This is a genomic window from Streptomyces sp. Ag82_O1-12 (assembly GCF_900182715.1).
In the GTDB taxonomy this organism is placed as follows: Bacteria; Actinomycetota; Actinomycetes; order Streptomycetales; family Streptomycetaceae; genus Streptomyces; species Streptomyces massasporeus.
In genome coordinates this window covers 7,101,560-7,113,736 of sequence record NZ_FXUW01000001.1, presented here as the reverse complement: position 1 = coordinate 7,113,736, position 12,177 = coordinate 7,101,560, and the positions used below count along the sequence as shown (strand labels likewise).

The 12,177-nt window shown below is 72.7% G+C and carries 9 protein-coding genes; 5 read left to right on the top strand and 4 right to left on the bottom strand.

Going from position 1 to position 12,177, the window contains the following annotated elements; genetic code table 11:
• The first annotated feature begins 74 nt into the window (after positions 1 to 74).
• The 3 genes from QOL88_RS32410 to QOL88_RS32400 all read left to right on the top strand — a co-directional run bounded on the left by QOL88_RS32410 (position 75) and on the right by QOL88_RS32400 (position 2,498).
• Positions 75 to 1,148, top strand: coding sequence for an ADP-ribosylglycohydrolase family protein (locus QOL88_RS32410; RefSeq protein ID WP_097221804.1), 1,074 nt, complete (start codon positions 75 to 77; stop codon positions 1,146 to 1,148).
• Between the two features lie 43 nt (positions 1,149 to 1,191).
• Entirely contained in the window at positions 1,192 to 1,686 is a 495-nt protein-coding gene (locus QOL88_RS32405; RefSeq protein ID WP_097221803.1) for an NUDIX domain-containing protein, read from the top strand.
• 80 nt (positions 1,687 to 1,766) lie between these two features.
• Positions 1,767 to 2,498, top strand: coding sequence for an SIR2 family NAD-dependent protein deacylase (locus QOL88_RS32400; RefSeq protein ID WP_097221802.1), 732 nt, complete (start codon positions 1,767 to 1,769; stop codon positions 2,496 to 2,498).
• On the opposite strand, the gene QOL88_RS32395 is transcribed toward QOL88_RS32400, so the two are convergent.
• Entirely contained in the window at positions 2,495 to 2,977 is a 483-nt protein-coding gene (locus tag QOL88_RS32395) for a methylated-DNA--[protein]-cysteine S-methyltransferase (protein WP_097221801.1), read from the bottom strand. The genes QOL88_RS32400 and QOL88_RS32395 overlap by 4 nt on opposite strands.
• Before the next feature lie 9 nt (positions 2,978 to 2,986).
• On the bottom strand, positions 2,987 to 4,456 hold the full coding sequence (locus QOL88_RS32390) for an AlkA N-terminal domain-containing protein (RefSeq protein ID WP_097223276.1): 1,470 nt from the start codon (positions 4,454 to 4,456) through the stop codon (positions 2,987 to 2,989).
• 142 nt (positions 4,457 to 4,598) lie between these two features.
• Here QOL88_RS32390 and QOL88_RS32385 point away from each other — a divergent pair, with 142 nt between their 5' ends.
• The gene (locus QOL88_RS32385) at positions 4,599 to 4,961 is read left to right on the top strand and encodes an ArsR/SmtB family transcription factor (protein ID WP_097221800.1); all 363 of its coding nucleotides are present in this window, start codon (positions 4,599 to 4,601) and stop codon (positions 4,959 to 4,961) included.
• 27 nt (positions 4,962 to 4,988) lie between these two features.
• Here the strand turns inward: QOL88_RS32385 and QOL88_RS32380 are convergent, their stop codons facing one another.
• A complete protein-coding gene (locus QOL88_RS32380; RefSeq protein WP_097221799.1) occupies positions 4,989 to 8,885 on the bottom strand; it encodes a glycoside hydrolase family 2 TIM barrel-domain containing protein in 3,897 nt (1,298 codons plus the stop codon).
• A gap of 224 nt (positions 8,886 to 9,109) precedes the next feature.
• Positions 9,110 to 9,940 (bottom strand): alpha/beta fold hydrolase, encoded by an 831-nt coding sequence (locus tag QOL88_RS32375; RefSeq protein WP_097221798.1) that lies wholly within the window; start codon positions 9,938 to 9,940, stop codon positions 9,110 to 9,112.
• 153 nt (positions 9,941 to 10,093) lie between these two features.
• Here QOL88_RS32375 and QOL88_RS32370 point away from each other — a divergent pair, with 153 nt between their 5' ends.
• Positions 10,094 to 12,139, top strand: a complete 2,046-nt coding sequence (locus QOL88_RS32370; protein WP_097221797.1) for a SpoIIE family protein phosphatase — start codon at positions 10,094 to 10,096, stop codon at positions 12,137 to 12,139.
• The last annotated feature ends 38 nt before the right edge of the window (positions 12,140 to 12,177 follow it).

Sequence of the window (12,177 nt, the reverse complement as noted above, 5' to 3'; positions counted from 1 at the left end):
GCGATCAGCCACCGAGCACAGGTATAGCCCCGAACGTGCCGCAAGCCCCCTCCCGAAACGGGTAGACCACAACCATGACCCTCGTTGGCACCGGAACAGCGCTGTCCGACCGCATCCTCGGCGGCTGGACCGGCCGCGTCGCCGGCAACATGCTCGGCAAGCCGGTCGAGCAGGGCGAGGTGTGGACCCGCGACCGCATCGACCGCTACCTCCGACAGGCCTCGGCCCTCCCCCTCACCGATTACCTGCCCGAGCCGATCAGCGAGCACGACGGGTTCGAGCTGCGCCCCGAGTGGCGCCAGTGCGTCCGCGGCCACATCCACGGCAGCTGCCGTGACGACGACGTCGACTACGCGATCCTCGGCCTGGACCTGCTGGAGACCCACGGCTTCGGCTTCAGCACGGAGCAGGTCGGCGACCTGTGGCTGCTGCGGCTGCCGTACCTGCAGACGTTCACCGCCGAGCGGGCGGCGTACCGCAACCTCGCCAACGGGCTGAAGCCGCCGCTGACGGCGACGTACGACAACCCGTACCAGGAGTGGATCGGCGCCCTCATCCGCGCCGACGTCTACGGCTGGACCTGCCCGGGTGCCCCGCGCCGGGCCGCCTCCCTGGCCCGCCGGGACGCGGTGCTGTCGCACACCGGCAACGGGGTCTACGGGGCGATGTGGGCGGCGGCGCTGATCGCGGCGGCGTTCACGGCGCCCACCGTGCGCCGCGCCGTCGACGAGGCCCTGGCGGTGATCCCGGCGAGCAGCCGCCTCGCCCGAACGGTGCGGCGGGTGGTCTCGCTGCACGACACCCGGATGTCCTGGGAGGACACGCTCACCACGGTCGCCGAGGAGACCACCGGCATGGGCTGGATCCACACCGTCCCGAACGCCGCCGTCCTCACCGCCGGTCTGCTCTACGGCGACGGCGACTTCACCCGCACCATCACCCTGACCGTCCGCGGCGGCCTGGACACCGACTCCAACGGCGCGACGGCCGGTTCGGTGGCCGGCGTGTTCGGCGGGGCTGCGGCCATCGCCGACCAGTGGAAGACCCCGCTGGAGGACACGGTCCGCAGCGCGGTGTTCGGCTTCGACGGGGTGCGGATCAGCGAGCTGGCGGAACGGACGCTGCGGCTGGCGGAGGCCGCGGCCTGACCGCCCTGGCATGAGGCGGCGATCCGGTGGTTACCCTGCACCGATGACCACTTCTCCTGATTTCGCCGCCTACATCGCCTCCCTGCCCCGCGTCCTGGCCGGCGCCGCCGCGCTGTTCCGGGACGGCGAGGGCCGTGTGCTGCTCGTCGAGCCCAACTACCGGGAGGGCTGGGCGCTGCCCGGCGGCACCGTCGAGTCCGACGACGGCGAGACCCCGCGGCAGGGCGCGCGACGCGAGACGGCCGAGGAGATCGGCCTGGACCGGGAGCTCGGCCGGCTGCTGGCGGTGGACTGGGTCCACGGCACGGGCCGCCCGCCGGTGGTGGCGTACCTGTACGACGGCGGGGTGCTGAGCGAGGACGAGTTCAAGGCGATCCGCCTCCAGGAGGAGGAGTTGCTGTCCTGGCGTCTGGTCCCGCGCGAGGAGCTGGCCGACTACCTGCCGGGCGCCCTCGGAGGCCGCGTGCTGACCGCACTCGACGTCCTGGCGGACGGCTCGGGCACGGCGGAGCTGGAGAACGGCCGACGGGTGTTCTGACCGGTCCGGCCGCTCACCCCCCGGCGTCCCGTGTGATAACCGCTCGCCGCCGCCCCGCGGCCCGTCCTACTGTCGGTGGCATGACCAAACCGCTCGTCGCCCTGCTCACCGGTGCCGGCATCAGCACGGACTCCGGGATCCCTGACTACCGCGGGCCCAACGGGCTGTGGCGGCGGGATCCCGAGGCCGAGAAGCTCGTCACGTACGAGTACTACATGGGCGATGCCGAGATCCGCCGCCGCTCCTGGCTGATGCGGCGCGAGACGGGGGCGCTGCGGGCCGAGCCCAACGCCGCGCACCGGGCGGTGGCGGAGCTGGAGCGGTCCGGTGTGCCGGTGCGGGTGATCACGCAGAACGTGGACGGGCTGCACCAGCTCGCCGGGATGCCCGCCCGCAAGGTGTTCGAGCTGCACGGGTCGGCCCGCAGTGTCGTCTGCACCGGCTGCCACGCCCGCGGTCCGATGGCGGACGCGCTCGCCCGGGTCGAGGCCGGTGAGGAGGACCCGCCGTGCCGGGAGTGCGGCGGGATCCTGAAGCCGGCGACCGTGATGTTCGGTGAGCGGCTCGACCCCGTCGTCCTCGGTGAGGCGGCCGCCGTCAGCAAGGCCTGCCAGGTCTTCGTCGCCGTCGGCACGAGCCTTCAGGTCCAGCCCGCCGCCGGTCTCGCCGGTGTGGCCGCCGACCACGGCGCCCGCCTGATCATCGTCAACGCCGAGCCGACCCCGTACGACGACCGTGCCGACGAGATCGTCCGCGATCCCATCGGCACGGCACTGCCGGAGCTGCTGCGCGGCCTCGCGACCGCCGCCTAGAACAGGGCCGCGCCCCGTTCGAAGTCCAGCAGGCGCTGCTTGCGTTCCAGGCCGCCCCCGTAGCCGGTCAGGCTGCCGCTCGCGCCGATGACGCGATGGCAGGGGACGATGATGCCGATGGGGTTGCGGCCGTTGGCGAGGCCGACCGCGCGGGAGGCGGTGGGGGTGCCGAGGGTGTCGGCGAGCCGGCCGTAGGTGCGGGTCTCGCCGTAGGGGATGCGGCGCAGTTCCTCCCAGACGGCGCGCTGGAACGGGGTGCCGGTCAGGCGCAGTTCGACGGTGAACTCCTGGAGGTCACCGGCGAAGTAGGCCTTCAGCTGCTCCTCCGTCTCCGCGAAGAGGGTGTCGTCGCGGGTGCCGAAGGTCTCCTGCTGCGGGCGGTGGCGCTGGTCGGTCATGTAGAGGCCGCACAGGACGCCGTCCTCGGCGACGAGGGTGAGCGGGCCGTACGGGCTGTCGGTCACGGTGTGCTGCTTCATCGGATGTCCCTATACCGGAAGGAAGTTGATCGGGTGGCTGTCGGTCGCCCAGAGGTACTGGACCGCGTAGGCCCGCCAGGGGCGCCAGGCGGTGGCGCGGGCGGTGAGCGCGGCGGGCGTGGACGGCAGGCCCAGTTCCCGGGCGGCGCGGCGGATGCCGAGGTCGGTGGGGAGGAAGGCGTCGGGGTCGCCCAGGGCGCGCATGGCGATGGCGTCCACCGTCCAGGGGCCGAAGCCGGGCAGGGCCAGGAGCTGGGCGCGGGTCTGCGGCCAGTCGCTCTCGACGCCGAGGCGCAGCTCGCCGTCGGCGAGCCGGTGGACCAGGGTGGTGAAGGTCGTGCGGCGGGTGCGGGGCATCGCCAGCGCCTCGGGGTCCAGCTCCGCGAGGGAGGCGGGGTCCGGGAACAGGTGGGTGAGGCCGCCCTCGGGGTCCTCGACCGGTTCGCCGTGCGCGGTGACCAGGCGGGCCGCGTGGGTGCGCGCGGCGGCTGTGGAGACCTGCTGCCCGAGCACGGCCCGGACGGCGAACTCGGCCTCGTCGACCGTGCGCGGCACGCGCCGGCCGGGCGCCTTGTCGACCAGTGGTGCGAGGACCGGGTCGGTGCGCAGCTGGCCGTCGATGGCGACGGGGTCGGCGTCCAGGTCGAGCAGGCGGCGGCAGCGGCTGATGGCGACGGTCAGATCGCGCAGGTCGCTGAGGGTGAGGCGGCAGGCGATGTGGTCCGGGTTCGGGGTGAGGGCCACGATGCCGTGGCCGTACGGCAGGCGCAGGGTGCGGCGGTAGGAGCCGTCGCGCCACTCCTCCACGCCGGGTACGGCCGTCGCGGCGAGGTGGCCGAAGAGGTTGTCGGGGTTGAGCGGGGCGCGGAACGGCAAGCGCAGGGAGAGTGCTCCGGGGGTGCCGGCGCCCTGCCGTTTCGGGGCGCGGGCGCGCAGCTCGCTCGGGGGCAGGGCGAAGACCTCGCGGACCGTGTCGTTGAAGGTGCGGATCGAGGCGAAGCCGGCGGCGAAGGCGATCTGCGCCATGGGCAGGGCGGTCGTCTCGATGAGCAGCCGGGCGGTCTGGGCGCGCTGGGCACGGGCGAGTGCGAGGGGGCCCGCGCCCAGCTCGGCGAGGAGCTGGCGCTCGACCTGCCGGGTGCTGTAGCCGAGCCGTCCGGCGAGGCCGGGCACGCCCTCGCGGTCCACCACGCCGTCGGCGATCAGCCGCATGGCGCGGGCCACGAGGTCGGCGCGCTGGTTCCACTCCGGGGAGCCGGGGCTGGTGTCGGGCCGGCAGCGCTTGCAGGCCCGGAACCCGGCCTGCTGACAGGCCGCCGCGCTGGGGTGGAAGACCATGTTCTCCGGCTTGGGCGGCACCACCGGGCAGCTGGGACGGCAGTAGATGCCGGTGGTCAGGACGGCGGTGAAGAACCAGCCGTCGAACCGCGCGTCCTTGGACCGGACGGCGCGTACGCAGCGCTCGGTGTCGGTGTGCATCCCCATCTGCATGGGTCCAGCATCCGGCACCGGGCGGTCCGGGGCTGGCGAGAATCCGACATGGACGTGCCCGTGCCCCGCCCCCGGAAGGGATAGATGAAGATTCATTCATGTGTTCGCACGAGGCCGGTACGATGGCGGCATGGGTCATGGAGCCGTCACCCCCGTGCAGGAAGCCGCCGAGCGCGTACGCCTGGACGCGGACAACGTCGCGAAGGTCGCCACCACGCTCCAGGCCCTGTCCACGCCCTCCCGGCTGCTGATCCTGGCGCGGCTGCGCGAAGGCCCGCTGCCGGCCACGGAGTTGGCCGCCGAGGTGGGGATGGAGCAGTCGGCCTGCTCGCACCAGCTGCGGCTGCTGCGCAATCTGGGCCTGGTCGTGGGCGAGCGGCGGGGCCGTTCGGTGGTCTACGCGTTGCACGACCACCATGTCGCCGAGCTGCTCGACCAGGCCGTGTACCACGTGGAGCATCTGCGCCTGGGGATCAGCGACGCCACCGACTGAGGCGGCGCCGCTGATCCGCCGCTCGCGCTATGCGGTGGCGGTCCGCCGCCGCGAGGCCTCCATCGCCTCGCTCACCCGCGTCAGCGGTCGCAGCCGGTAGGTGTACGCGTAGTCGCGGTCGGCGAGCAGCTTGAACTCGTCGTGCGTGTGCGCGCCCCAGCTGTTGTCGCCGCCCACGCCCATCTGGCGGTGGTTGAGCCGCAGGACCACCGCGTCCCGGGGGGTGAGCTGGTAGTCGTGGCGGGCCCCGACCGAGAGGTCCTCGGGCGTGAAGTGCGAGGCGTTGACCTCCAGCAGCGGCTCACCGGTCACGAGCAGTCCGCGCCCCCGGCCGTCGGTCAGCGCGGCCCACCGCACATCGGTCTTGTTGCCGTTCTCCTGGGGGCGCAGGTAGGAGGTCCACTGCCCGGAGACGGTGCCCGAGTGCAGGCCCACGTCGGTGGCGTTGTTGCGGTCCCACATGTTCTCCTCGGGGCCCCGGCCGTAGTAGTGCAGCCGGTCCAGGCTCCGCGGCAGGAACAGCAGGGTGCCGACCTCCGGGATGTACGGCAGGTTCGCCGCGCCCGGGTGCAGGGTGTTGTCGACCTTGATCTCGCCGTTGCCGAAGACCGTGTAGGTCGTGCGGTACGTCGACTCGGTGGCGGTGGGCAGCGTGCCGGTGACGGTGACCTCGACGGCCCGGTCGTCGAGGGGCCGTACCCGTACGTCGGTGACCTTCCGCTTCGCTCCGGCGTCGCGCCACGTCTGGTTGCGGGTGTGCTGGCCGTTGCCGCGGTCGTTGTCGGTGGGCGCCCGCCAGAAGTTCGGGACGGGGCCGGAGGTGAGGAGGCGTGTGCCGCCCGCCTCGTAGGACGTGATGGTCCCGGTGCCCTTGTCGACGGTGACGGCGAAGCCCCTGCCCTTCACACTGACCGTCTTGTCCCCGTCGGTGTGGCTCAGGGCGGGCACGCCGCGCAGCGGCGCGGGCTTCACGGCCGGGCTGCCCGCGTCGAGGGCGAGTTGCTGCTTGGCCACCTCGAAGCCGGCCTTGGCCCAGGGGGTGGCTTCCTTGGTGGTGAAGGAGAGCTGGAGGAAGTACTCCGTGCCGGGCGCGGGCTTCGCCGGGAGCCGCACCGGGATCGTGATGTCCTTGCTGCCGAGCGGGGCGACGTTCAGCTGGTCGCGGGTCAGCCGGCCGCGCTGGACGACCTCGCCGTCGGCGACGAGGGACCAACGGCCGTCGAACTCACGGAGGTTGGTGAACAGGTACTCGTTGGTGAGGGTGACGGCGCCGGGGCCGCCCGGTGCCGCGGTGGCGTTGACGGCCTGGTAGACCTGCTTGACCTCGGCGGACTTGCCGGTGAGGCCGCGGTCGGCGGTGACGATGCCGTCGCCGGAGAAGGCGCCGTCGTTGGGGTTGTCGCCCCAGTCGCCGCCGTAGGCGTAGAACGTCTTGTCGCGCGGGCGCTTCTCGGTGAGGCCGGCGGTGGCGGCGTCGAACCAGAAGCGCACGCCCTCGTCGCCCGGCGCGCGGGTGTCCGAGGCCAGTTCGGCGGCGCCGAGCGCGCGGGCGTACACGCGGGCCCGGCGGATGGTGCCGCTGAACTCCCGGGTCGGGTTGTCGATGTCGGTGGCGAGCGACAGGGACGCGGTGTTGTTCGCGGGGCGCCGGGTGGTCGTCCTGGTGCCGCGCACCTGGCCGTCGACGTACAGGGTGAGGGTGCCCGCGTCCGCGTCGAAGACGCCGGCGATGTGGTGCTCCTTGCCGGTCCAGCCGTCGGGCAGGGCCCAGCTCGCGGTGACCCACTGGCCGCCGCCGTGGATGAAGAACTCCAGGTTCTTGTCGGTCTGCTTGAGGGCGTACTGGGTGTCGCCCTTGGCGATGACGGGCTGATGGCCGCCCGTGACGTCCGGGGTGACCCAGGCCTCCAGCGTGAGGGAGCCCGTGAGGTCGAGGCCGGTGTCGCGGGGGAAGACGGTGCCGCCGGAGACGCCCTTGGCGCGGTCGAAGGTGCCGCTGGGGTTGATGACCTCACCGCGGAGCCCGCCGGGCCCGGTCTCCGCGAGCAGCTTGCGCGTGGGCGTGGGCCAGGCCAGGGCCTGGTCGACGAAGTCCCAGATCCAGCCGCCCTGGAGGACGTCGTGGCGGCGGACGATGTCCCAGTACTTCTTGAAGTTGCCGCTGGAGTTCCCCATCGCGTGGGAGTACTCGATCATCACGTACGGCCGGGTGTCGCCGGTGTCCTTGGCGCGCTGCTCGACGCGCTGCGGGCTGTCGTACATCTCGGAGCGGATGTCGCTGATGCCCGGGCGGTCGTCGCCCTCGTACTGGATGACGCGGGTGGAGTCGTAGGAGCGGATCCAGTCGTGCATGGCGTTGAAGGTGGTGCCGCCGCCTGCCTCGTTGCCGAGGGACCAGATGACCACCGAGGCGTGGTTCTTGTCGCGGTGGACCATGTTCTGGGCGCGGACCACGCACGCCTCGGTCCACTCCGGGTGGCCGCTGCCGGGGAACGTGTCGCGGATGCCGTGGGTCTCGAGGTTGGTCTCGTCGACGAGGTACAGGCCGTACTCGTCGGCGAGTTCGAGCCAGAGCGGGTTGTTGGGGTAGTGCGAGGTGCGGACGCTGTTGATGTTGAGCCGCTTGATGATTCCGATGTCCTCGACCATCTGCGCGCGGGTGAGCGCCGAGCCGGTGACGGGGTGCATCTCGTGCCGGTTGGTGCCGCGGAAGGAGACCGGTTGGCCGTTGATGCGCATCAGGCCGTCCTTGAGCGCGAATTCGCGGAAGCCGACCCGGTGCGAGAGGGTCTCGACCACCTTGCCGGCCGGGTCGCGCAGGCGGAGCACGGCGGTGTAGAGGTTGGGGTGCTCGGCCGACCACAGCTTCGGCGAAGGGACGGCTCTGGACGCCTCGACGGTGGCCTCGTCGCCGTCGGGGACGTCGACGGGCCGGTTCAGGGGCCGCGACCAGACGGCGTGGCCGCGCGCGTCGTACAGCTGGGTCTCGACGGTGTAGCGGCCGGCGCCCTTGCCGCCGTAGTCGCGGACGTGCGCGGTGACCTTGAGTGCGGCGGTGGTGTAGCCGTCGCCGAGCGGGGTGTCCAGGCGGAAGTCGCGCAGGTGCACGCTCGGCGTGGAGTAGAGGTGGACCGACCGGAAGATGCCGCTCAGCCGGATCATGTCCTGGTCCTCCAGCCACTCCGCGTCGGAGTAGCGGTACACCTCGACGGCGATCTGGTTGGTGCCCGGCTTGAGATGGGGCGTGATGTCGTACTCGGCGGAGGTGTACGAGTCCTCGTGGTAGCCCACCAGTTCGCCGTTGATCCACACATAGTGGGCGGACTTGACGCCCTCGAAGTGCAGGAAGGTGCGGCGGCCGGACCAGGTGCGGGGCACGGTGAACGTGCGGCGGTACTGGCCGACGGGGTTGTAGCGGGTCGGGGCGGCCGGCGGCTGGGCGTCCTCGCCACCGCCGTTGGGACCCCACCAGGGGTAGGTGATGTTGACGTAGATCGGGAAGTCGTAGCCGTGCAGCTGCCAGGCCGAGGGCACGGGGATGGTGTCCCAGCCGGAGTCGTCGACGTCGGTGCCGTAAAAGTCCTTGTCCCGGTCCTCGGGGCGGTCCGCGTAGGCGAACTTCCAGGTGCCGTCGAGGCTCAGCCGGTACGGCGAGCGCTCACGGTCGCCCTTCAGGGCCTGTCCGAGGTCCGCGTAGGGCATGAGGGTGGTGTGCGGCGGCTCGGTGCCGACCCGGTAGACGCTCAGGCCGTCGTTCCACTCGGGCGGGCCGTCCGCCGCCGGGCGCCGGCCGGCCGCGTGCGCCGCGGCGGGCGACGCGGACAGGGCGAGCGCGCCGAGCACGGCGGCTCCTGACTCCAGCAGTCGGCGACGGCTGACGACCGGCCGGTCGGCGGGAGAGGGGTGCGGGTGCGGGTGCGGCATGACCGTGGCCTTCCTCGGTTCGACAGGGTGCTGCACGGACTGAGGGCACGTCAGAGGGGATCCCCAACCGCCCAGCTGTGGTGGGCGGTTCTGTCGGGACGCGTGCAACTGACGGTGACTGAGCAACTGCTGAGCAGGCACACCCTAGGACTCGAACACAATCGAAGCAATGACCCCGTCGGACTTTGTGCGGTCCTGATGGTTCCCCGATGCCGGACGGGTTCTCAGGCCGTGAGGAAGGCGAGCAGCTCGCTCGTCAGCCGGGCGGGCGCGTCCAGCGGGACGAGATGCCCGGCCTCCGGGACGGGCACCAGCCGCGCCCCCGGGATCAGGGCGGCGAGCTCCTTTCCCCTGGCGAACGGGATCCAGGTGTCCTCGGTGCCCCAGCAGACCGTGACGGGCAGGTCGATCGACGGGTAGAGCGGCTGGATCTCGTCGGTGTAGCGCTGGTCGGCCTGCGCGATCTGCCGGTAGAACGCGGCCTGGCCCTCCTCGGTCGTCCACGGCCCGACCAGCGCGTCGAGCGTGGCGGGGCGCAGTCCGGCATGGCTCGCGGAGGAGACGTACTCGCGCACCAGGGCCTCGTGGAGCGCCGCCGGGAGCTGTTCGAAGACCCGGCTGTGCTCCCCCACCAGGCGGAAGAAGGGGGAGCCCCAGGGCCGCAGGGCCACCGGGTCGACCAGGGCGAGCCGTCGGTAGCGGGCTCCGTGCAGGAGGTGGGCCCGCAGTGCCACGCACCCGCCGAAGTCGTGCGCGATCACGGACGGCTCCCGAAGCCCCCAGTGCGCGAGCAGCTCGGCGAGGATTCCGCCCTGGGCGCCCAGTGAGACGTCCTGGCCGGGGTGCATGCCGGAGGCGCCGTAACCGGGCATGTCCCAGACGTGCACCTGATACCCGGCCGCGGCGAGGGCGGGTGCGATCTCGTGCCACACATACGACGAGAAGGGCGTCCCGTGCAGCAGCACGACCGGCTCGGCGCCCGGCTCGCCCAGCCGGTCCCAGCGCACGTGCCCCGACGCGGTGACCAGGCTCTCCCGCAAGGTCCAGTCCCCCATGACGCCGCTCCCTCCCACCCCGGGCACCGACCCGCGGTTTTTTGTCATTTCGGCGCGACAGTGTCGCTCCTCCGACCGTAATGTGACCTCATCGGACAGCCCGCGCAACAGATCATGGCGGTACCTCTTGCCGCGCCGGAAGGAGCGGCTCGCATGAACGGGTATGCGACCTCGGACCGCGACGCCGTCACGGCCGCGCCCGGCGGGCTGCTGGATCTGCTGAAGGTCGCGGCGGTGGTCCTGGACGCCGGCGGGCACATCGCGCTGTGGAGCCCCGAGATCGAGCAGCTGCTGGGCTGGACCGCGCAGGAGGCCCTGCGCCAGCGCGCCGACACCCTCCTGGTCTCCCCCGAGAACCGGCCCCGGGGCAGGGAGCTGTTCGCCCAGGTCAGTACGGGTGCCCGCTGGGCCGGTGTCTTCCCGCTGCGGCACCGCGACGGCACGGAACGCGCCGTGGAGTTCCGCACGATGCGCCTCCTCGACCCCGAGGGGCAGCCCCACCTGCTGGGACTCGCCACGGACGCGACGACCGTACGACAGGTCGAGCGCGACCTCGCCCTCTCGCACAGCCTCGTCAACCAGACCCCGCTCGGCATCGCCGTCTTCGACAACGACCTGCGCTGGGTCGGGGTCAACCCCGCGCTGGAGCGGATCAACGGCATGCCCGAGGAGGCGGTGCTGGGGCGCCGGGTCGGGGAGGTGCTGCCCGACCTCGACGTGGAGGCCATCGAGGCCCGGATGCGGCACGTCCTGGAGACCGGCGCGCCCCTGCTCGACCAGCAGACCGTCGGGCGGACGGCGGCGGACGCGCAGGAACGCGCCTACTCGGAGTCCTACCACCGCATCGAGGACATCGACGGCAGGGTGCTCGGGCTGGCGATGGCCGTCCTGGACGTCACCGAGCGTCAGCAGGCCGCGGCCGAGGTCGCGCAGGCACGCCAGCACCTGTCGGTGATCGCCGACGCGGGCATGAAGATCGGCACCACGCTGGACCTCCAGCAGACCGCCCGGGAGCTGGCCGACGTGGTCGTGCCGCACCTCGCGGACCTGGCCGCCGTGGACGTCCTGGAGTCGGTCGTGGCCCGCGGCACCATCACGCCCGTGTCGGGCCGCTCCCCGGCCGAGTTCCGGGCGCTGGCCGTGGCGGCCGGGTACCCCACCGACGCCATCCACGCCGCCGACCCGGTGGGCGAGCTGGCCACGTACGGCTCGTCGCGGATCATCACGCAGTGTGTGCGCAGCGCCCGTCCGGTCCTGGTCGAGCACGTGGACGGCAAGATGATGCGGCGGCTGGCCCGCGACTCACGGGCCGCCCTGGCCCTGCACGAGGCCGGCGCCCACTCCTACCTGGCGCTGCCGCTGGTGGCCCGGGGCAAGGTGCTCGGCACGCTCTCGCTGTACCGCACGGTCAACGAGCGCCCCTTCGACGACCGGGACCAAGCGCTCGCCTCCGAACTCGCCGCCCGCGCCGCGATCTGCATAGACAACGCCCGCCTCTACGGCCGTGAGCGCGGCACCGCCCTCACCCTGCAGCGCAGCCTGCTGCCGAGCACGCCCGCCGAGCGGGAGGGGCTGGACATCGCCGCCCGCTACCGCCCGGCCCTCAGCGAGGTCGGCGGCGACTGGTACGACGTGCTGCCGCTGGGCCCGGGGCGCACCGGGCTGGTCGTCGGCGACGTCATGGGCAAGGGCGTCCAGGCCGCGGCGATCATGGGGCAGCTGAGCACGGCGACGCGGGCGCTGGCCCGGCTGGACCTGCCGCCCGCCGAGCTGCTGCGGCACCTCGACGACATCGCCGGCTCCCTCGGCGACGCGATCGCCACGTGCGTGTACGCGGTGTGCGATCTGCGGCGCGGCACCTGCGAGCTGTCCAGCGCCGGGCATCTGCCGCCGGTGCTCGCCGGGGCGGACGGCCGTGCCGAGCTGGTCGACGTGCCGGGCGGGGTCCCGCTCGGGGTCGGCGGCGTGGAGTTCGGCACGGTGGAGGTGGAGCTCGCCCCGGGCTCCCTGCTCGCCCTGTACACGGACGGGCTGGTCGAGAACCGCGGGGAGCCGATCGACACCGGCCTGGACACACTGACCAGACTGCTCGGGAACGCGGGGCCCAGCCTGCAGCACACCAGCGACAGCCTGCTCAGCGCGCTGAGCCCGGAGCCGGACGACGACGTCGCCCTGCTGCTGGTCCGCACCCGCGCCTGAGCGGGCCGAGGGCGCGGCGCGGCCGTGCCCGGCCCTTC